Origin of the sequence: Herbiconiux flava (assembly GCF_013409865.1) — a bacterium.
GTDB lineage: Bacteria > Actinomycetota > Actinomycetes > Actinomycetales > Microbacteriaceae > Herbiconiux > Herbiconiux flava.
Genome location: NZ_JACCBM010000001.1, coordinates 1,734,527 through 1,754,259 on the forward strand (window position 1 = coordinate 1,734,527; position 19,733 = coordinate 1,754,259).

The 19,733-nt window shown below is 72.1% G+C and carries 23 protein-coding genes; 15 read left to right on the plus strand and 8 right to left on the minus strand.

Features of this window, described 5'->3' with window-relative positions; all coding sequences use genetic code 11:
* The first annotated feature begins 45 nt into the window (after positions 1 to 45).
* The 8 genes from BJ984_RS08435 to BJ984_RS08470 are packed head-to-tail and all read left to right on the plus strand — an operon-like array spanning position 46 to position 9,018.
* Positions 46 to 1,068, plus strand: a complete 1,023-nt coding sequence (locus BJ984_RS08435) for a BMP family lipoprotein (RefSeq protein WP_179547628.1) — start codon at positions 46 to 48, stop codon at positions 1,066 to 1,068.
* Entirely contained in the window at positions 1,068 to 2,672 is a 1,605-nt protein-coding gene (locus BJ984_RS08440) for an ABC transporter ATP-binding protein (protein ID WP_179547629.1), read from the plus strand. The genes BJ984_RS08435 and BJ984_RS08440 overlap by 1 nt, the downstream gene beginning before the upstream one ends.
* Positions 2,669 to 4,462: an adenine deaminase C-terminal domain-containing protein gene (locus BJ984_RS08445; protein ID WP_179547630.1), complete on the plus strand. Its 1,794-nt coding sequence runs from the start codon at positions 2,669 to 2,671 to the stop codon at positions 4,460 to 4,462. The genes BJ984_RS08440 and BJ984_RS08445 overlap by 4 nt, the downstream gene beginning before the upstream one ends.
* Entirely contained in the window at positions 4,459 to 5,595 is a 1,137-nt protein-coding gene (locus tag BJ984_RS08450) for an ABC transporter permease (RefSeq protein ID WP_179547631.1), read from the plus strand. Before BJ984_RS08445 ends, BJ984_RS08450 begins: the two co-directional genes overlap by 4 nt.
* Positions 5,592 to 6,506 (plus strand): ABC transporter permease, encoded by a 915-nt coding sequence (locus BJ984_RS08455; RefSeq protein WP_173183598.1) that lies wholly within the window; start codon positions 5,592 to 5,594, stop codon positions 6,504 to 6,506. Before BJ984_RS08450 ends, BJ984_RS08455 begins: the two co-directional genes overlap by 4 nt.
* The gene (locus BJ984_RS08460; protein ID WP_173183599.1) at positions 6,503 to 7,243 is read left to right on the plus strand and encodes a GntR family transcriptional regulator; all 741 of its coding nucleotides are present in this window, start codon (positions 6,503 to 6,505) and stop codon (positions 7,241 to 7,243) included. The genes BJ984_RS08455 and BJ984_RS08460 overlap by 4 nt, the downstream gene beginning before the upstream one ends.
* Positions 7,244 to 7,293: 50 nt before the next feature.
* A complete protein-coding gene (locus BJ984_RS08465; RefSeq protein WP_179547632.1) occupies positions 7,294 to 8,415 on the plus strand; it encodes an acyl-CoA dehydrogenase family protein in 1,122 nt (373 codons plus the stop codon).
* Positions 8,416 to 8,445: 30 nt separating this feature from the next.
* On the plus strand, positions 8,446 to 9,018 hold the full coding sequence (locus tag BJ984_RS08470) for an MSMEG_1061 family FMN-dependent PPOX-type flavoprotein (RefSeq protein WP_179547633.1): 573 nt from the start codon (positions 8,446 to 8,448) through the stop codon (positions 9,016 to 9,018).
* Between the two features lie 25 nt (positions 9,019 to 9,043).
* Here BJ984_RS08470 and BJ984_RS08475 read toward each other — a convergent pair whose 3' ends face one another.
* From BJ984_RS08475 to BJ984_RS08495, 5 genes are all read right to left on the minus strand, one after another.
* On the minus strand, positions 9,044 to 9,922 hold the full coding sequence (locus tag BJ984_RS08475) for an Fpg/Nei family DNA glycosylase (RefSeq protein ID WP_179547634.1): 879 nt from the start codon (positions 9,920 to 9,922) through the stop codon (positions 9,044 to 9,046).
* A gap of 75 nt (positions 9,923 to 9,997) precedes the next feature.
* On the minus strand, positions 9,998 to 10,477 hold the full coding sequence (locus BJ984_RS08480) for a MarR family winged helix-turn-helix transcriptional regulator (protein ID WP_179547635.1): 480 nt from the start codon (positions 10,475 to 10,477) through the stop codon (positions 9,998 to 10,000).
* 50 nt (positions 10,478 to 10,527) lie between these two features.
* Positions 10,528 to 11,511, minus strand: coding sequence for a sucrase ferredoxin (locus BJ984_RS08485; RefSeq protein ID WP_218870014.1), 984 nt, complete (start codon positions 11,509 to 11,511; stop codon positions 10,528 to 10,530).
* Complete coding sequence (locus BJ984_RS08490; protein ID WP_271206477.1) at positions 11,508 to 12,779, minus strand: JmjC domain-containing protein; 1,272 nt, start codon at positions 12,777 to 12,779, stop codon at positions 11,508 to 11,510. Before BJ984_RS08490 ends, BJ984_RS08485 begins: the two co-directional genes overlap by 4 nt.
* The gene (locus BJ984_RS08495; RefSeq protein WP_179547636.1) at positions 12,776 to 13,033 is read right to left on the minus strand and encodes a BatC protein; all 258 of its coding nucleotides are present in this window, start codon (positions 13,031 to 13,033) and stop codon (positions 12,776 to 12,778) included. The genes BJ984_RS08490 and BJ984_RS08495 overlap by 4 nt, the downstream gene beginning before the upstream one ends.
* 139 nt (positions 13,034 to 13,172) lie before the next feature.
* On the opposite strand from BJ984_RS08495, the gene BJ984_RS08500 reads away from it, so the two are divergent.
* The 3 genes from BJ984_RS08500 (at position 13,173) to BJ984_RS08510 (ending at position 14,364) form a co-directional block, all read left to right on the plus strand.
* On the plus strand, positions 13,173 to 13,457 hold the full coding sequence (locus BJ984_RS08500; RefSeq protein ID WP_179547637.1) for a type II toxin-antitoxin system Phd/YefM family antitoxin: 285 nt from the start codon (positions 13,173 to 13,175) through the stop codon (positions 13,455 to 13,457).
* Positions 13,454 to 13,720: a type II toxin-antitoxin system RelE family toxin gene (locus tag BJ984_RS08505; protein ID WP_179547638.1), complete on the plus strand. Its 267-nt coding sequence runs from the start codon at positions 13,454 to 13,456 to the stop codon at positions 13,718 to 13,720. Before BJ984_RS08500 ends, BJ984_RS08505 begins: the two co-directional genes overlap by 4 nt.
* Positions 13,721 to 13,812: 92 nt before the next feature.
* Positions 13,813 to 14,364, plus strand: a complete 552-nt coding sequence (locus BJ984_RS08510) for a GNAT family N-acetyltransferase (protein ID WP_179547639.1) — start codon at positions 13,813 to 13,815, stop codon at positions 14,362 to 14,364.
* Between the two features lie 37 nt (positions 14,365 to 14,401).
* Here the strand turns inward: BJ984_RS08510 and BJ984_RS08515 are convergent, their stop codons facing one another.
* Positions 14,402 to 14,629, minus strand: coding sequence for an RNA-binding S4 domain-containing protein (locus tag BJ984_RS08515; RefSeq protein WP_179547640.1), 228 nt, complete (start codon positions 14,627 to 14,629; stop codon positions 14,402 to 14,404).
* A 64-nt stretch (positions 14,630 to 14,693) separates the two neighbouring features.
* A complete protein-coding gene (locus BJ984_RS08520) occupies positions 14,694 to 15,272 on the minus strand; it encodes a small multidrug efflux protein (protein WP_179547641.1) in 579 nt (192 codons plus the stop codon).
* Between the two features lie 125 nt (positions 15,273 to 15,397).
* Between BJ984_RS08520 and BJ984_RS08525 the strand changes: the two genes are divergently transcribed.
* From BJ984_RS08525 to BJ984_RS08535, 3 genes are all read left to right on the plus strand, one after another.
* Positions 15,398 to 16,003 carry a TetR family transcriptional regulator gene (locus BJ984_RS08525; RefSeq protein WP_179547642.1) on the plus strand — a complete coding sequence of 202 codons (606 nt, stop codon included), beginning with the start codon at positions 15,398 to 15,400 and terminating at the stop codon, positions 16,001 to 16,003.
* Between the two features lie 155 nt (positions 16,004 to 16,158).
* Positions 16,159 to 16,626 carry a hypothetical protein gene (locus tag BJ984_RS08530; RefSeq protein ID WP_179547643.1) on the plus strand — a complete coding sequence of 156 codons (468 nt, stop codon included), beginning with the start codon at positions 16,159 to 16,161 and terminating at the stop codon, positions 16,624 to 16,626.
* Positions 16,623 to 17,792 (plus strand): zinc-dependent alcohol dehydrogenase, encoded by a 1,170-nt coding sequence (locus BJ984_RS08535; RefSeq protein ID WP_179547644.1) that lies wholly within the window; start codon positions 16,623 to 16,625, stop codon positions 17,790 to 17,792. The genes BJ984_RS08530 and BJ984_RS08535 overlap by 4 nt, the downstream gene beginning before the upstream one ends.
* A gap of 97 nt (positions 17,793 to 17,889) precedes the next feature.
* Here BJ984_RS08535 and BJ984_RS08540 read toward each other — a convergent pair whose 3' ends face one another.
* Entirely contained in the window at positions 17,890 to 18,282 is a 393-nt protein-coding gene (locus BJ984_RS08540; RefSeq protein ID WP_179547645.1) for a DUF7144 family membrane protein, read from the minus strand.
* Between the two features lie 164 nt (positions 18,283 to 18,446).
* Between BJ984_RS08540 and BJ984_RS08545 the strand changes: the two genes are divergently transcribed.
* The gene (locus tag BJ984_RS08545; protein ID WP_179547646.1) at positions 18,447 to 19,724 is read left to right on the plus strand and encodes a DUF445 domain-containing protein; all 1,278 of its coding nucleotides are present in this window, start codon (positions 18,447 to 18,449) and stop codon (positions 19,722 to 19,724) included.
* Positions 19,725 to 19,733: the final 9 nt, after the last annotated feature.

A 19,733-nucleotide genomic window follows, 5' to 3' on the forward strand; every position in this document is an offset into this window, starting at 1 on the left:
GCACCACCACCTCCACCCCTGCACCGCATCCCCGAAAGGACCACCATGAGACGCCGCGCCTCCCTCCTCCCGGCCGCCGCCCTGATCACCGTCGCCGGACTCGCCCTCGCGGGCTGCAGCTCCGGCTCGTCGGCCTCGAGCGACTCCTCCACCCCCGCCGCCGACGACGTCATCAAGGTCGGTGCGCTGACCCCGGGCAACACGAACGACGGCGCCTTCAACCAGTCGCTGGCGGATGCGCTCGAGAAGCTGAAGGACGAGGGGCTGATCGACTACGAGCTCCGCGACCAGATGAGCGACCCGGCCGAGAGCGAGCCGGTCATCGCCGACTTCGCCAGCCAGGGCTATGACCTCATCATCGGCCACGGCATCGAGCTCGGAGACGCCGTGTTCTCGGTCGCCGAGACCTTCCCCGACGTGAAGTTCACCGCGTCGGGCGGCCCCGACATCCTCGAGAAGTACACCGACAACGTCGAGACCTGGACCTACAGCACCCCCGAGGTCGGCTACCTCTCGGGCTACATCGCGGGCGCAACCGGTGCCTCGCCGATCGGCCGCGTCGAGAGCCTGGAGCTCGACTTCGTCACCGCGACCGACGCCTTCTTCCAGCAGGGCGTGACCGCGGCCAACCCCGCGGCCGAGTTCCTGCCGGTCGTCTACGCGGGCAGCTTCGACGACGCCCAGGCGGCCGCCGCGGCGACCACCGGCCTGATCGGTCAGGGCGCGAAGCTCGTCTACACGACCGGTGACGGCATCGCCGCGGGTGTCGGCTCCGCCGCCGCCGACGGCGGGGTGCTGAGCGTCGGCGTGTCCTCCGCCGGTGGCGAGGCCGCCCTGGCGAACAACGTCTCGACCGTCGACCTCGACATGTACCCGATCGTCAAGGCCTGGGTCGAGGAGGTCGCCGACGGCGGCTTCGGCGGCAAGGGCGTGACCTCGACGCTGGCGAACGGCGGCATCGTCTTCGACCCGATCAACGACGTCGGCGGACAGGTCCCCGCCGAGGCGGCGGCCAAGGTCGACGAGGTCATCGCGGGCATCAACGACGGATCCGTCACGATCGGCTGATGACCATCTCACCCCAGGAGGCGGGCCGCGTCGTCGAGGCGCGGTCCGTCTCCAAGAGCTACGGCCCGGTGCGGGCGCTGCACGAGGTCTCGATCACGGTGCGCCCCGGCGCGGTGCACGCCCTGGTCGGCGAGAACGGGGCCGGCAAGTCGACCCTGGCGAAGGTGCTCGCCGGCATCGAGCCGCCGTCGAGCGGCACGATGAGCCTCGGCGGGGCGCCCTACGCGCCGCGCGACCGAGCCGAGGCGAAGCGCCGCGGCATCAACATGGTGCCGCAGCAGCTCAGCCTCGTGGGGGAGCTCAGCCTCGTCGAGAACTACCTCGTCGTCGGCTCGCGGCCGTTCGTCAACCGGCGGTCGGCCCGCTCCCTGCTCGCCGCGACCCTCGACCGGGCCCGCGTCGAGGTCGACCTCGACGCCCCCACCGCCTCGCTCACCCACTCCCACCGCCAGCTCGGCGAGATCGTGGTGGCGCTCGCCGAGGGCGCGCACACGCTCATCCTCGACGAGCCGACCGCGAGCCTCGGCCCGCTCGAGGTGGGCGGGCTGTTCGAGCACCTGCGCTCGCTCTGCGAACTCGGCACCGCGATCGTGCTGATCACCCACCGGCTCGACGAGGTGCGCCAGGTGGCCGACGACCTCACCGTGCTGTCGCACGGCCTCGAGGTGCACCACGGCTCGGCGACCGGGCTGCAGCCGGCCGAGATCGCCCGCCTGATGGTGGGGGAGCTGCCCGAGCTCGCCCCTCGCGCAGCCCGCACCCGCGGTGCCGTGACCCTGCGAGCCGAGGCCGTCGTGGCGCAGTCCACCCGCGACGCGCGCCTCGACGGGGTCGACCTCGCGGTGCACGCGGGCGAGGTGGTGGGCCTCGCGGGTGTCGCCGGCAGCGGCCAGAACCTGCTGCTCGACGTGCTCGCCGGGTTCGTGCCGCCGCGCTCCGGCACGGTGACGCTCGAGGGTTCCCGCACCGTCACGATCACCGGCAGCCGCGCCTCGACCGCCGCCGCCGAGCGCGGCGGGGCCACGGCGAGCACGCTCCGGGCCGCGGGCCTCGCCTGGATCCCGGAGGACCGCCGCGACGCCGTCGTGCCCACCATGAGCCTCCGCGAGAACCTCGCGGTCTACTCCAGTGCCCGGGGCCGGCGAGCGGATGCGCGGTCGCGCCCCCAGGGCTCCGACGACGTGTCGGCAGCCGGCCGCCTCGCGGCCTTCGACGTGCGCCCGGCCCGCCCCGAGCTCCTCGCCGCCGGCCTCTCCGGAGGCAACCAGCAGAAGCTGCTCGCCGCCCGCGAGCTCGGAGCCGCGCAGACCCCGAGTGCCGTGCTCGCCTACGGGCCGACCCAGGGTCTCGACCTCCGAGCGGCACAGGCCATCCGCGAGCGTCTGGTCGACCTCGCCGCCGCCGGCGCCGCCGTGCTCGTGGCCTCGCACGACCTCGAGGAGGTGCGCGCCGTCGCCGACCGCATCGTGGTCATGTTCGGTGGCCGCATCGTCGCCGACCTGCCCATCGCCGAGGCCACCACCGAACGCCTCGGCCGCGCCATGGCGGGCCTCCCCGCCGATGACACGCCTCGTCCCACCCTTCCCGAGGAGCCCGCACCATGACCGAGCTGACCGACCTCTACCCCACGGCCGCCGAGCTCGGCCGCCTCCGGGCCGTCGCCTCCGGCACCGAGCGCCCCGACCTGATCGTCCGCGGCGGCCTCGTGCAGTCGCCCGGCACCGAGGAGTGGCTCGAGCGCGACGTCGTCATCGCCGGCCGCCACATCGCGACCCTGACCCCCTGGAACCACGTCCCACCCGGCCCTGACGTCGAGCAGATCGACGCCACCGGATCCCACGTCGTGCCCACCTTCATCGACGCCCACCTGCACATCGAGTACACCAACCTCACCCCGGGCGAGCTCGCCCGCCTCAGTGTCGCCCGCGGCACGGGCACCGTGCTGACCGACCCGAACGGTGCCGCGAACGTCTGGGGCGCCCGCGGCATGGACCTCCTGCTCAGCACCGAGACCCCGCTCCACGTCTTCCAGCAGGTCTCGCCCACGACCCCCGCTTCTCCCACCCTCGAGCGCGGCGGCGCGGTCATCCCCGAGGAGGTCGTGCGCGCCCGCCTGTGGGACCCGGTCACCACCAACCTCGGCGAGGGCAACCCCTTCGACTACGGCGAGATCTCCACCGGCCGCTTCCGCGAGGCGCTCGTGGCCGGCCGCCGCATCACCGGCCACACCGCCGCCCAGACCGAGGAGTCGCTCTGGGGCTACCTCGCCGCCGGCGTCGGCGACGACCACAACTCCGCGACCGTCGACGAGGTGCTCGAACGCGTGCGGCTCGGCGCCATGATCACGATCATGGGGGCCTCCCTCACCGACAACACGGTGCCGATCTTCGCCGACCTCGAGCGGGTCGCCCCGGCGCTCCGCAGCCTCTGCTTCTGCGCCGACGACAAGCACGCCCTCGACCTGCACACCGAGGGGCACATCGACCATCACGTCCGCCAGGCCATCCGCTTCGGGGTCGACCCGCAGCTGGCCTACCGCATGGCCACCACGCAGCCCGCCGCGTACTACCGGCTCGATCAGGTGCTGGGGCTCCTCGCCCCGTCGCGCCTGGCCGATCTGCAGATCATCCCCGAGCTCGCCGAGGTGCGGCCGTCGGTGGTGGTCGTCGAGGGCCGCGTGGCCGCCCGCGACGGCCGGGCACTGTTCGAGAACCGCGACGAACTGCCGGACTGGGCATCCGGAACCGTGCACCTGCCCGAGCTGCTCGACCCCACGATGTTCGCGGTGCCCTCGACCGGCGACGAGGCCCGCGTGCGCGCGATGGCCATGTACAAGGGCTACTTCAAGCGCGAGTTCGAGGCCGGGCTGCCGATCGTCGACGGCCTCGTGCAGACCGACCCGTCATCCGACGTGCTGAAGATCGCGGTCGTCGACCGGCACCACGGCTCGGCCGAGACCGGCATCGGCTTCGTGCAGGGCTTCGGGCTGCGGGAGGGCGCCGTCGCCATCACGATGAACTGCCCGAACATGAACATCGCGGTCGTCGGGGTCGACGACGCCGCGATGCTCCGAGCCGTCGAGGAGCTGCGCGCCATGGACGGCGGCTTCGTCACGGTCGACGGCTCGGGCGAGGTGGTCGGCCGGGTGGCCCTGCCCGTCGGCGGCATGATGAGCGCCGCTCCGTTCGAAGAGACGGCGGATGCTCTGCAGCGCGCCCACGCCGCCACCCACGCCCTGGGCTGCCGCATCCCCTCGCCGTACATCATCCTGTCGTTCGTCGGCCTCTACGTCGTGCCCGACCTGGGGCTCACGGAACTCGGACTGATCGACACCGCGTCGCAGTCCTTCGTCGACGTGCTGCTGCCGGGAGCCGTCGACCGGTGCGGCTCGTGAGGGCCCTCGACCGGCGGCGGTGGGTGCTCACCGCTGCGGTCGTCGTCTCGATCATCCTGATCGCCGGTGCGCTGATCGTGTTCGCCGGAGCCGACCCGCTGCTCGGCCTGCAGGGACTCGTCGACGGGGTCTCGAGCTCGCCGTACCGCATCGGCGAGGTGCTCGTCGGGGCGGTGCCGATCGGGATCGTGGCGCTGACGCTCATCCCCGCGCTGCGGGCCGGCGTGTTCTCGGTCGGAGCCGAGGGGCAGATCGTGGTCGGAGCGATCTTCGCGACCGCCGCCGTGTTCGCCGTGAACCGGACGCTCGACGGCGCTGCCCCCGCCCTGCTGCTCTGGATCGCCGGCTTCGTCGCCGGTGCCGTCGGCGGCGGGCTGATGGCGCTGCTGCCAGCGTTCCTCGCGGTGCGCTGGCGGGTGAACGAGATCCTCAGCACCCTGCTGCTCAACTACCTCGCCGCCGGGTTCCTCGGCTGGACGCTCCGCACCTGGCTCGCCACCGACGCCGAGACCGCGACCCCGCAGAGCGACGAGCTGCCCGACGCCGCGAGCCTGCCGAGCCTCATCCCCGGCACCCGGGCGCACTGGGGCATCCTGCTGGTCGTCGTGCTCGCGGTCGTGTTCCTCGTCTGGCAGCGGAGCGCGGCCAGCACCCGGCTGAGCGTGTTCGCCAGCCGGCCGAAGCTCGCGCTGCGCCTCGGCGCGACCCGCAGCCGCACGGTGTACTCGACGATGCTCGTGTCGGGGCTCGGTGCGGGCGTGGTCGGCTGGATCCAGGTGGCCGGCGTCAACGACCGGCTGCTGAGCTCGGTGTCGGGCGGGGTGGGGTTCTCGGGCATCGCGGTGGCGCTGCTCGGGGCGCTCGCGCCGATCGGCATCGTGGCGGCGGCTCTGTTCTTCTCGGCGCTCACCGCCGGCGCCGTGGGCATGCAGTCGGCGACGGGCACCGTGCCATCGTCGATCGCCGAGGTGATCAAAGGCGTGCTGCTGATGGGCGTGGCGTGCATCGCGGCGTACCAACGGCGGCCGGCCGCCGTCGTGGCGCCGGCCGAGCCGGTGGTGGCGGATGCGCCCGACGGCCCCGATGCTCCAGGCCCGATCGCGACGGCCGAGGCCGAGGAGGCACGCGCATGAGCGTCGAGCTGTGGGTCGCCATCATCGCGGGCGCGCTCGCGCTGGCCGCGCCGCTCGTGCTCGCCGGCATCGGCGAGGGCTTCGTCGAGCGGGCGGGCCGGATCAACCTCGGCATCGAGGGCATGATGATCATGGGCGCCCTCACCGGCGTGTGGGCCGGCAGCCTCGCGGGCCCGCTCGCCGGTCTCGTCGCCGGCCTCCTGGTCGGCCTCGTGCTGGCCGTCGTGATGAACCTGCTCGTCTACCGGCTGCACGCCAACGAGATCGTGATCGGCCTGGGCATCACCATGCTAGGACTCGGCCTCAGCACCTACCTCTACCAGCTCTGGGTTCCTTCGGGTCAGACCAACGTCGCCGTCGCCACCGTGCCCCGCGTCGACCTCGGGCCGCTGAGCGAGCTGCCGGTGGTCGGCCCCATCCTGTTCGGCCAGAGCCCGCTGGTCTACCTGGCCGTCGTGCTGCTCGTCGTCGCCTGGGCCGTGATGCGGTTCACCCGCTTCGGCCTCGCGGTGCAGGCCGTGGGAACCGACCCGGCCTCGGCCGCTCTGCGGGGCGTGCGGGTGGAGCGCACGGGCGCATCCGCTCTGCTGATCGGCGGGGCGCTCGCCGGGCTCGGTGGCGCGGTGATCACGGTCGGCACCATCGGCTCGTTCACGCCCGATATCACCGCCGGTCGCGGGTACATCGTGCTGGCGGTCGTGATCATGGGCCGCAGCCGCCCGATCGGCATCGCATTGGGTGCGCTGCTGTTCGCGTTCCTGCAGAGCTTCGCGCTGCTGTCGCAGTCGACGTCGCTGCAGCTGCCCAGCGAGCTCTATCAGTCGCTACCGTACCTGGTGACCCTCGTCGTGCTCGTGATCACCTCGCGCAGCCAGATGCGACGGCTCTTCAAGACAGTGAGGCCTGCATGACCAGTGACAGCCAGCGCGTGCTCGCGGGGGTGCTGCGCTTCGTGCGCGACGCCGCCGCGTCCGGATCGACCCTGCCCGGCGAGGTCGAGATGGCCGAGCGCCTCGGTATCACCCGCAAGCAGGTGCGCGACGTGCTCGCCTCGCTCGAGCAGCAGGGCATCGTGCTGCGCCGGCAGGGCGCCGCCACCGAGGTCGACCCGGTGGCCACCCGGATGAGCGTGCGCTTCGAGGATCAGCTCGAGTACAGCACCCTGCTTCGGCAGCTGGGATACGAGAGCACCGTCGAGGTGCTGTCGATCTCGGACGTGCTGCTGCCCAAGGAGAGCGCGGGCCTGCTGATGACCGAGACCGGCCGGCCCGCGGCCCGGATCGTGAAGCGCTGGCGGGCCGACGGCTCGGTGGCGATGCTCTCGTTCGGCACGATGCCGCTGCCCTTCCCGCGGGCCGAGGTCGACCTCGGCGACTCCATCTACACGGCCGTCAAGCAGGTGTGGGGCGAGGCGATCGCGTGGGAGATCACGACCCCGTCGGCCGAGGTGCTCGGTGAGGAGGATGCCGAGCTGTTCGAGCATCCGGTGGGCACGCCCGTGCTGACGCTCGACATCGTGGGGCTCGGCCTGAGCGGGCGGCGGCTGTTCCACGCGCGGGAGCTGCACGACCCGAAGACCGTGTCGTACTCGATCATGCGCACTATTCGGCCTCCGCAGGTGTTCTCGACGGCGCGGTACCAGTTCTGAGTCCGCGTTCTCCTCTCTCTTCCTCGTCGTCCCCCTCGAAAGGACCTCTCATGCTCCGTCGCCCCTCACCGGTCGCCGTGCCCTCCTCGGAGGAGCCCTGGATCGACGTCGCCACCGCGCTCGCCGCGCGCTTCGCCGCGACGGTCGCCGCCGACGACGAGTCGGGCGAGCTGCCCCTCGCGCACCTGCAGGCGATCTCGGACAGCGGCCTCGACTCCGCGTTCCTGCCCGTCGAGCACGGGGGAGAGGGGCTGTCGTACGCCGCCCTCGCGCAGATCGTGCGTCTCTTCGCCGCCGCGCATCCGGCCGTCGCCGCGGTCTGGCTGATGCACATCGGAGCCGCGCACGGACTCGTGACCATGTCGCCGCCGCCCGCGGCCTCGTTCTTCGCCGAGCGGCTGCGCGCCGGCGACCGCTTCTCGAACGCGCTCTCGGAGCCCGCGGGCGGCAACCACTTCCTCGCCTCGCAGCAGGACGTCGACCCCATCGACGGCGGCTGGTCGCTCACGGGCCGCAAGCTCTTCGTCTCGGGCGTCGAGGTGGCGGACCACCTGCTGCTCAACGTGCGCATCGACGGCGCCCCCGCGTTCTTCGGCGTCTCCCGGGATTCGACGACGAGCCTGCCGCCGATCGACCAGACCATCGGCATGCGGGCCACCCGCAGCCGCAGCATCGTCTTCGACGGCACCGTGCTGCCGGCGTCACGCCGCTGCGGCCCGCCACCGGCCGACTACGCGAACCTCATCACGGTCGGCTTCGCCTCGCTCTCGATCGGCATCGCCGAGTCGGCGGTCGACGCCCTCGTGGCGTCGGCGACGACCCCGAAGGGCCCGGCCGGCGCTGTACTGGCCGACGAGCAGTGGGTGAAGTCCGAGACCGGGATGCTCTGGACCGAGCTGCGCGGCGCCGCACTGGTGGCGGAGCAGGTGGGCTGGCTCGCCGACCGCCGCGACCCGCTCGCGATGGCGGCCGCCACCGAGGCGAAGATGCTCGCGAACGAGATCGCGAAGAAGGCCGCGGCGCTGGCGCTCAAGGTCGGGGGCGGGGGAGCGTACCTCGCGCGCTCGCCCATCCAGCGGATCTTCCGCGACGCGCAGGCCGGGGCGCTGATGGCGTACTCGGTGCCGTTCAGCGCGGAGGCTGTGGGGGCGTGGGTGCTGGGGTCGCGCTGACCGCGCCGCCGGCCGGTACAGTGGGGCCCCATGGCGTACCCGCTCGTGAACCCGCCCGTCGACAGCGTCGAGGAGCTGGAAGCGGTGGTCGGAACCGCCATCCCCGCCATCGCGAACAAGGTGCGCGACCGCCTCGACGACCACGACCGCGCCTGGATCGCCCAGTCGCCCCTCGTCTTCATCGGCACCTCCGACGCGGCCGGCCGGCTCGACGTCTCGCCGAAGGGCGACCCGGGATCGGTCGCGCTCGTGCTCGACGACACCACGCTCGTGATAGCCGAGCGCCCGGGCAACCGCCGGGCCGACGGCTTCCGCAACATCCTGCAGAACCCGCGCGTCGGGCTCCTCTTCGTCGAGCCCGGACGCAGCGAGACCCTCCGCGTGGCGGGCCGCGCCCGCATCGCTCGCGACGAGCCCTTCTTCGACCGCCTCGTGGTGCGCGGCCACCGCCCCGCACTGGCGCTCGTCGTCGACGTCGAGGAGGTCTTCCTGCACTGCGCCAAGGCATTCGCGCGCTCGCGGGCCTGGAACGCGGAGCACTGGGCCGAGCATCCGCTGCCCGCCTACGCCGCCGCCACGAATCTCTACCGATCGACTCCGTGACCACTGCCTGACGGAGGCGAAGCCCCTACTTCAGCAGGCGGGAGAGCACGCGGTCGGCCAGCGGCTTGCCGCCCGTCTGGCAGGTGGGGCAGTACTGCAGGCTCGAGTCGGCGTAGGTGACCTGGCGGATGGTGTCGCCGCAGACCGGGCAGGCCTGGCCCGTGCGGCCGTGCACCGCGAGGCCCTGCTTCTTCTCGGCCTTCAGCTCCGACGCCGCGAGACCCTCCGCCCGAGCGATCGCCCCGCGCAGCGTCGACTGCATCGCTCCGTAGAGCAGCACCGTCTCGTCGGCGGTCATGGCGGCGGGCTTGAACGGCGACATCTTCGCCGCGTGCAGGATCTCATCCGAATACGCATTCCCGATGCCCGCGATGGTCGACTGATTGCGCAGCACGCCCTTGATCTGCGCCCGACCCGCCTGTTTCAGGATGCCCGCGAACACCTCGAGCGTGAAGCCCTCGCCCAAGGGATCGGGGCCGAGCCGGGCGATGCCCGGCACCTCGTCGGGCGACCGCACGACGTAGATCGCGAGGCTCTTCTTCGTGCCCGCCTCGGTGAGGTCGAAGCCGGTGCCGTCGTCGAGCACGAGCCGCGCCGCTAGGGCACCGCGCCCGGGTTTGCCGCTGGGTGGCGGAGGCGGAGCATCCCGCCACCTGAGCCAGCCCGCCCGCGCGAGGTGGGTGATGACGTGCAGCTCACCGCCGTCGGCGCCGCGCAGCACGAAGTCGAGGAACTTGCCGTGCCGGTCGACCCGCTCGACCGTGCTGCCCGCGACCGCCGAGACGGGCGGGTCGAAGGTCTTGAGGGCGGCGAACGACACCGGCTCGAGACGCTCGACGAGGCGACCCGCCAGCCGGCCGTTCAGGTCGACCGTGAGGGCGTGGACTTCAGGCAGCTCCGGCACGCCTCCAGTCTCCACCCGGCCGCCGACATCGGGCCAGGGGCAGCCGCGAGCAGGCCGGAGACGCCGACGAGCGACTCAGGGCAGGATGCGCAGCGTGTTCGACGGGTCGAGCTTCTGCAGCAGCGCCGCCATGATCCCGTCGAGCTGCTCCACCTGCTCGTCCGAGAGCAGATCGATCACGTGCTCCCGCACGGTCGCCACGTGCCCGGGCGCCGCGGCCACGACCTTGGCGCGCCCCTCGTCGGTGAGGTGCGCGTTGGTGGCCCGCCGATCGCCGGGGCAGGGCATCCGCTCGACGAAGCCACGGCTCTCCAGGCGCGAGACGACGTGGGAGAGGCGGGGCAGCGTGCTGTTCGTCGTGGCGGCGAGGGCGGTCATCCGCAGCACCTGATCGGGCGATTCGGACAGCTTCGCGAGCACCACGTACTCGAAGTGCGTGAGCGAGGAGTCGCGCTGCAGCTGCGAGTCGAGCACGGTCGGCAGCAGCTCGACGACGGCCTCGAGACGGATCCACGCCCGCAGCTGATCGGGCGTCAGCCAGCGCACCTCGTCCATGCGTTCAGTGTACGTCCCTTGTCGCGACAACCAACGCGGGTGCCCCGACGTCACTCGCGCGTGAGCGATACCAGCTGCCACTGCCGAACCTGCCCCGGCCGCGTGGTGTCGCAGGTCGACAGCAGCGGAGCGGACAGGTGCTCGGCCAGCTCGACCACCATGCTGCCGGCCTCGGCCGCCAGCGTCACGACCCACCTCGCGCCCGGCCCCTCGACCCCGTTCCAGTGCTCGTCGAGCGGCGCGAACGCCTCGAGCCGGTCGTCGCCCGTGGCCTCGCGCGCGAAGTGCTGCGCCGCCTGCACCGGATGCGTCAGCGCGCTCCGCCCACGGAAGAACTCCTCGACGACCCGCCCCTCGCCGTACGCCGTCGCTACAGCGGGCGCATCGCCGTCGTCGACCCGCCCGTAGTACAGCCCGTGCGGGAACAGCACCATCGTGCCCGCGAACCGGTCGCCGCCGAGGTGCGAGCACTCCCACGTCTCCTCGGGATACGCCTCGGCCAGCCGCGCCGCCACCTGCCGCCCGCGCACCGCGCAGCAGCGGTCATGCCGCCCGTGCGCGCACACCGCGAAGAGCGGGCGATCGGATGCGCGCCCCGCCGACCCGTCGAGAGGAACGTCGAGCAGCTTCTCGGGCGCGTCCACCTCACCCCACCGGATGCTCTCGTGCCCCGGCCGCGAGTCGACGAACGCCCATCGCCACGACGTCTGCGCCTCGAGCCGGGAGGGGTGCCGCCCCGTGCGCCGGATCGCCAGCGGCCGGAGCCCCGCGCTCTCGATGCGCGTGACCAGCGCCCGCCCCAGCTCGGCGTCGAACGGCGGATCGAGCAGCGCCCTCGTGCCCCACCCGCTCGACACCTCGACGAGGAACCACTGCAGCCCCCGCGACCCGGTGGCGAACAGCGGGTCATCGCGCTCGCGCGAGCGGTCGCTGCAGGGCGCCCACTCCGCGGGCGCCGGGCCGGTGGCAGCCAGGCCGGTGGCAGCTAGGCCGGTGTCGGGCAGGCCGGTGGCGGGGAGGGCGGTGGCGCTCACGCAGGAACCAGCACGCCCTCGCGCAGCAGTCGCCTTACCACGACCACCGCGCTGGCGGCGTCGAGCCCCGGCAGCTCGCCGAGAGCGATGTCGCCGCCCTCGTGCAGCCGGCGCACCGCGGCCTCGGCCTCGGCCGGCAGCGCGACGGTCTTCGTCGAGGTGCGGATGCGCACGCTCTCCCCGTCGTCGCTCAGGTCGACGGCGGCGTGCAGCGAGCCGCGCCATCGCACCCGCGACGACTCGCCGAGCGCCGCGATGAGGTCGACCGTGGCGAGCGGGGCCACCGGCTCGGGCCGCGTGGCCGAGTCGAAGCGGGAGGTGAGACTCTTCGACACGGTCTCCACCGCGTCTGCCGCGCCACCGGGGCCGGTGCCGGCCATCTCGGCGAACGCCTGCTGCACCGCGGCGAGGGTCTCGTCGACCACCGTCTTCAGCGCCGCGGGATCGGAGAAGTCGAGCCCGGCCGGCAGCGACGATCTGAGCGAAGCCACGTCGCCGAGCGACCCGATCAGTGCCTGCACCACGTCGGCCCTCGTGTACGCGGCCACGCCGATGGTGAGGTGCACGCTGGTGCCGCCGAGAGCCTCGGCCGAGTGGATCCATCCGCGCGGAAGGTAGAGCGCATCGCCAGGCTTGAAGACGGCGTCGATGATCGGCTCGTGCGTGGCGGCCTCGGCGACGGCGTCGCGATGGTCGCCCCACGGCTGATCGCGCAGCGGGTCGACGTGCACGGGCGCGTGGATGCGCCAGTGCTTCTCGCCCGCGATCTGCAGCACGAACACGTCGTGCACGTCGTAGTGGGGATCGAACCCGCGCGAGGAGGCCGGGGTGATGTACGCGTTCACCTGGATCGGATGCCCGAGGTCGTCGACGAGGCGCCGCGTGAAGTCGATCAGCGGCGGCCAGGTGCGGTGCAGCCCCTGGAGCACGATGGTCGCGCCTCCGGCGAACTCCTCCAGCACCTTCTCGGAGCTGACCTGGTCACCGACTTCGGCGCCGAACCCGCCGGGCGCGGTGTACCTGCCGGCCGCGAGCACCGAGCCCTCATGGGCCATGCGGATGAACGGCGTGCGCAGCCCGCGCGAGCTGACGAGCTCGTCGACCGCGGCCTCGGTCATCAGGTCGGTGAACCCCTCGGGCAGGTTCTCAGCCCTCGAGAGCAGGGGCTTCAGCCCCCAGAACTCCCGGTCGAACTCCTCGGGAGCGACCGAGATGCAGCGGGAGAGCGCGGGCCGGACATCCGACCCGCGCTCGATCTCGATCGTCACGCCGAGCCGTCGGCCCCGCCGTCGTGGCCGCCCGGGTTGGCGCCGCCGTCAGCGGTGCCCTCGCCCTCGTCGGCCGAGCCGTCGGCTCCGCCGTCGTGACCGTCGGCGTTCGCGCCGCCGTCTGCGGTGCCCTCGCCGGCCGAAGCCGAGCCGTCGGCCCCGCCGTCGTGGCCGCCGGGGTTCGCGCCGCCGTCGGCGGTGCCTTCGCCGCCGCCTGCGCCCTCGGTGGTGATGTCGTCGTCGTTGATTGCCATGGGTTTCTCCAATCGCCGGCGGTAGCTGCCGTCGCTCTCCAACCTACGCCGCACCCCCGACGCCCGACAGACCCCGCCCTGCGACCCCCGTCGGAACTTCCCTCACCGCACGAATAGGTCGTGCGCTAGAATTCTGTACATGGCTGTCATCCCCGTCGCCGAGGCCCGCGCGAACTTCTCGAAGATCGTCGAGTCGGCCTCGACCACCCACGAACGATTCGATGTGACGCGCAACGGCGCGCGGGCCGCCGTCATCCTGGGCGCCGACGACTACGACTCTCTGATCGAGACCGTCGAGATCCTCGGTGACAGCGAGACGGTCGAGGCCATCCGTGCCGGGCTCGGCGACCTCGTCGACGGCGAGACCCGCTCGGCCGACGACGTCCGCGAGGCGATGCGTCGCGCCGGGCGACTCCCCGAGTGACGTTCGAGGTCCGTTTCACTCGAGCTGCATCCCGGGCACTCGCCGAGCAGCTGCCCGAGAAGGTCGCGGCGGCGGCGTTCGAGTTCATCATGGGCGCTCTCCGCGAGAACCCGAAGCGGGTGGGCAAGCAACTGCGCGAACCCCTTCACCCGCTCTACTCGGCGCGCCGCGGTGAGTATCGCGTCATCTACCGCGTGCTCGATCAGCAGGTCGTGATCGAGATCGTGACGGTCACCCACCGGCGGGACGCGTACCGGCGGTAGCCACCTCGCCGGGCCGCAGCCGGGTCACCTGGAGATCTGTACAGTCGCTACGGCCGCAGCCGGGTCACCTGGAGATCTGTACAGTCGCCACCATGACGAACGACTCCGGGGCTCTCTCGATCGAGCTGCTCCCACCCGAAGCCGCCGACGACGAGGCACTCGTCGGCCGGCTCGTCGCGATCGTCAACGCCGCGTACGCCGTGGGCGAGGCCGGGATGTGGGTCGCCGGGACGAGCCGGGTGGGCGCCGAGGAGATGCGTGGGCTCATCCGGGCATCCGAGATCGTAGTCGCCCGGGTGGGGGAGCGGCCGACTGGATGCGTGCGCGTGCACCGCCTCGACGAGACCACCTGGGGCTTCGGGATGCTCGCCGCCGCCCGCGACGCGCACGGCCGGGGCATCGGGCGCGCGCTCGTGGCGGCCGCCGAGGAAGTCGCGCGGAGTGCCGGCGCCGCCGAGATGCAGCTGGAGCTGCTGGTTCCGAGCGTCGGCGTGCAGGAGTCGAAGGTGCGGCTCGCCGCCTGGTACGCCAGGGCCGGCTACCGCAGGACGGCCAGCAAGCCGATGGCGGAGGACTACCCCGAGCTCGCCGACTCGCTGGCCGCCCCTTGCGACTACCAGATCTGGCGCAAGCCGCTCGACTAGGACGGCGGGACCCGTCGAAGAGCGGCGGCGCGCTCCGCTACGGGCAGACCCGGGCTCGGCGCCCGTCGAAGCCGACGACATCCCCGACAGCGAGCTGCCGCCCCCGCCGCAGCTCGACCTCCCCGTTCACCATCACGGCGCCGTCGGCGATGACCTCCTTGACCATGCCGCCGCTGTCGAGCAGCCCCGCGAACTTGAGGAACTGCCCCAGCCGGATCATCTCCCCGCCGATGGAGACGTCGTCGATCGGTGCCTGCTTCGCCATGCCGCCAGGCTAGCCGACCCGGCCGTGCCACCAGGAGTCCCGGCTCGAGCGCACCACCCGGGGGTCAGCCCTCGAGCAGGGCCAGCACGCCGACGGCGCTCAGGGTCGTGACGGTGGTCCAGAGCACGATCGCGACGCCCTGCCAGAGCAGCACCCAGCCCTTCGCCACACCGGTCGAGACCAGCACCGCCGAGGTGAACTGGGTGGGCAGGGCCAGCGGGCCCAGGATGCTCGCACCGGGAACCCCGAAGCGCACGAGGAACCGCTTGAAGCGCTGAACGCCCTTCGACTCGGGCTTCGATTTCGGCTCGGGCTCCAGCTCGGGCTCGGCGATTTCGCCCGGCATCCCGCCCGCCGGCACCGGCACGGCCGCGGCCCGAGCAGCAGCCGCCTTGCGTGCGCGGCGTGCGACGACGACGGCCCGGATGCGCGCCCCGAAGAACACCACGACGAAGACGGAGGCGAAGTTGCCCACCGCAGCAGCGATCGCCGCGACGAACGGATTCAGTCCCGCCCACACCCCGAGCACGGCGGCGAGCTCACCCTCGACGAACGGGATCACCCCCGCCAGCGCGACGAGCAACGGCTGCACGATGACCGGCACGTGTGCCATGGCCTGCTGGAAGAACGCGATGACGTCCATGATCTCTCCAAAGGGGGTGGTGGCGACGGGTCGCCGAGGCGGTGCACCGAGACTAGCACACTGTACCGGTACAGTGTGCCAAACGTCCTGATGTGCCTTTAGAATCGAGCCAGGAGGTCTGACCCATGGAGAGCACTCGCGACCGCATCCTCGCCTCGGTCACGGCGATGATGCGCGACGGCGTCGAGCGCCTCAGCGTGCGTGCGGTCGCCGCCCACGCCGGGGTCGGCGCAAGCACCCTGCGCCACTACTTCCCGACCCAGCGCGACCTCATCAATGCCGCCCTCACCGCGACCTACGACGCGGCGATGCCCGACGAGCGCATCCGCGACACGTCCGTGCCGCCCCGCGAGCGACTGCGCGAGTGCCTCTGGCGCCTGTTCGAGCCCTTCGGCACCGACGACGCCGACGCGTTCGCGGTCTGGCAGAGCCTGTTCCAGGCGTTCCCGGGCGCCGACACGACTCCGGATGCGCGCGCCGGCTACGACCTGATCGTCGCCCAGGCCGAGCGCCGGGTCGGTGCGTGGCTCGCCATCCTCGAGGAGGAGGGCGTACTGCCGCCCGGCGACACCGAGCGCCGCGTGCACCTCCTGCTCACGGTCGTCGACGGCCTCTCGATCGAGCGCGCGCTCCCGCACCGCCCCGACTACCTCGTGCACCAGGCGGCCACGCTGGCATTCGCCGTCGACGCGGTCTTCGATCTCCCGCGCTCGTCGGCCTCGGCGATCTGACGCTCACCGCCGAGGAGTCCGCTCCTCCCGGCATTGTCTCTCCTGATCGCGCGGATGTGAATCCCCCTGCCATCGCCTGGGCGCGTCAATAGGTTCATGCCCATCGACCGAGGGTGGTTCTCGGAGGAACTCACCCTCTCAGCGAAGGAGGAGTGATGGGTACGAAGACAGCCGTCGCCGCAGGAGCGGCCGGCGTGGTGGCCATAGGCCTGGTGGCGAGGACACTGGTGCGCAAGCAGCCCGAGTCCGACGGGGACTCACGGCATCCGGAGGGCTGGAAGGCCGTGACCGTGCTGGGTGACCCGAGCGCCTTCGAGCAGGGCGCCTACCCCGAACCGCTGCAGCGCCTCGCCGAGGGGCTCGAGGTGCGGGTGCAGCCGGCCCCGGGTGACAAGGGCTTCGAGGTGCACGCCCGCGTGAAGGACGACGCCGACAAGGCCTTGTTCGGCGACGACGAACCCGACCAGGCCCTGCGGGCGGCGCTGCGGGACGCGAAGCAGCTGATCGAGACGGGAGAGGTGCTCCGCGCCGTCCCGAGGCCGCACGGCAAGCGGCCCACCACCCTGTTCGGAGTCGCCGTCGACAAAGCCGAGGACGAGGCGAAAGGCGGTGGAGTGCTGTGAAGGCTCTGACCTGGACCGGAGTGAACGAGCTCTCGGTCGAAGACGTGGACGACCCCGAGATCCTGAATGCGCAGGACATCATCGTCAGGGTCATCCTGAGCACCTCGTGCGGCTCGGATCTGCACCTGCTCGGCGGTTACGTGCCGACCATGCGCGCCGGCGATGTGCTCGGCCACGAGTTCATCGGCGAGGTCGTCGAGGTGGGCTCGGCGGTCTCCAGGCACAGAGCCGGCGACCGTGTCGTCGTGTGCTCGTTCATCAGCTGCGGCAGATGCTGGTTCTGCAGGAACGAGCTCTACTCGCTGTGCGACAACGGCAACCCGAACGCGGGCATCCCCGAGATGCTCTGGGGCCAGGCGCCGGGCGGATGCTACGGCTACTCCCACGCGCTCGGCGGCTGGGCGGGCAGTCATGCCCAGTACATCCGGGTGCCGTACGCCGATCAGGGTGCGTTCCCCGTGCCCGAGGGCGTCGCCGACGAGCGGGCGCTCTTCGCCTCGGATGCTGCGCCGACCGGGTGGATGGGCGCCGACCTCGGCGGGGTGAAGCCCGGCGACACGGTGGCCGTCTGGGGAGCGGGTGGCGTCGGCCAGATGGCGGCGCGAGCATCCATTCTGCTGGGGGCGGAGCGCGTGATCGTGATCGACCGCTTCCAGGAGCGGCTCGCTCAGGTCGAGAGCGTCATCGGCGCCGAGACGATGAACTACGAGACCAGCGAGGTGCTGCCCGAGCTGCGCGAGCTCACCGGCGGACGCGGGCCCGACGTCTGCATCGAGGCCGTGGGCATGGAGGCGCACAAGGATCGCCCCGACTTCGCCTACGACCAGGTCAAGCAGCAGTTGCGGCTGCAGACCGACCGGCCCACTGCCGTGCGCGAGGCGATCTTCGCGGCGCGGAAGGGCGGCAGCGTGTTCGTGCTGGGCGTCTTCGGCGGGTTCGTGGACAAGTTCCCACTGGGGCCGCTGATGAACAAGGGGCTCACGCTGCGGTCGGCGCAGCAGCACGGGCACCGGTACATCCCGATGCTGCTCGAGCGGATGGCCCGCGACGAGCTCGTCACCGAGCACCTCGCGACGCACGTGATGCCGCTCGCGCAGGGCCCTGAGGGCTACGAGATGTTCAAGGAGAAGACCGACGGATGCGTGCGGGCGGTCTTCCGCCCGTAACCGCTCTCGGCGGCGGGAGCGAGGCGCTGCGCGCCCTCCCGCCGTCGGGCTCGCGGGCCTGCCACGTGTCAGGACCGATCCGTGCCGCGCGACACCGCTAGCGGCGGAAGTAGGCGTTCGCGCTGCGGGTGTAGAGGAGGATGATGCCGAGCAGGGCCAGGGCCGCGTTGACGACGCCCTGCCAGAGGCTCGAGGGCACCGCCGCCAGGAGGTAGATCGCGCTCGCGAGGTTGAGGGCCAGCACGATCGTCGTCAGCACGCGGGCCAGCTGGCTGCCGCGCAGGAGGGCGGCGCCGACGATGACCGTGATGATGCCGAGCACGATCGACACGATCGCGCCGGTCGTCAGTGCACCGGCCGTGTCCGGGGCGCCGTTCGCCTCCGCCGTCGTCGAGGCGGTGATCAGACCGATGACGCCGCCGATCACCTGCAGCGCGCCCGAGATCCAGACGATCACGGCCACGAGGGTGACTCCACCAGGTCGCTTCATGTTTCCTCCCCCTGAGCCGGTGCGGCCCGGCTGTTGGCATCACCCTAATGTCGACGGATGCCCGGTGAGAAGGCCCGATCGGCCGACTGCACCCTGGGCGGCCATCGCGGTGGGGCGGCACGTGCCCGGACGCGTACGGTGGTGGGTGCCGCGACAAGGGAGGCATGATGACGACGACCACTCAGCTCGGCCCCGCCGACCTCGAGCGCCGCTCCGCGCTCCGGCGGATGAAGGTGCTCGCCACGAGCCTGCTCGTCGTCTCGGCCGTCGTCTTCGCCGTCGCCTTCGCGCTCGAGGATCGGTACCCGTGGCTCGGCTACGTGCGCGCCGCCGCCGAGGGCGCGATGGTCGGCGCGCTCGCGGACTGGTTCGCCGTGACGGCGCTGTTCCGGCATCCGCTCGGGCTGCGCATCCCGCACACGGCGATCATCCCGAACCGCAAGGACGAGATCGGCGTCAGCCTCGGCGAGTTCGTCGAGGAGAACTTCCTCTCCGACGAGGTGGTGCGCAGCAAACTGGCGACCTTCAGCGTGGCCGACCGGCTCGGCGCGTGGCTCGCAGACCCGAAGAACGCCGAGAGGGCGAGCGCCGAGGGTGCCGTGATGGCGCAGGGTCTGCTCCGCTTCCTCAGCGACCGCGACGTCGAGAGCCTGATCGAGCGCCTCGCCCGCGAGCACCTGTTCGAGAAGGAGTGGGCGCCGGCCCTCGGGCGGATGGGGTCCGAGCTCGTGGCGGCCGATCAGCAGCGGGCCGTCGTGGACGCGCTGGTCGAGGCGGCCGAGACCTGGCTCGCCGAGCATCCGGATGCCCTCGATGCCGTCGTCTCCACCCGCATCCCCCGCTGGGTGCCCGGTTTCGCGCGCGACTTCGCCGACGACCGCGCGCATCGCGAGCTCAACAAACTGCTGCAGGCGGTGAAGGAGGACCCCGAGCATCCGCTTCGCCTGGCCATCGACGGCTACCTCGACGACCTCACCGACCGGCTGCAGCACGACCCCGCGATGTCGGCCCGGGTCGAGCAGATCAAGGCCGAGTTCCTCGAGAGCCCGCGCCTGCGCTCGTTCGCGGGCCAGCTCTGGGAGGCGGCCAAGACGACCCTCGCCGAAGCACTGGCCGACCCCGCGAGCGAGCTGCGGTCGGCGGCGACGTCGGCGCTGGTCGACCTCGGGGCGCGTCTTTCGAGCGACCGGGTGCTCGCCACGAAGATCGACGCATGGATCGCCGACGCGGCGGGGTATGCGGTGCAGAAGTACCGCCACGACCTCGCGTCGGTGATCAGTGACACGGTGCAGCGGTGGGACGCGCGCGAGACGACGGAGAAGATCGAGCTGCAGGTGGGGCGTGACCTGCAGTTCATCCGCATCAACGGCACGGTGGTGGGTGCCCTCGCGGGCGTCGGCATCTACGCGATCGCGACGGGCGTGCACGCGCTGCTCGCCTGACCATGACCC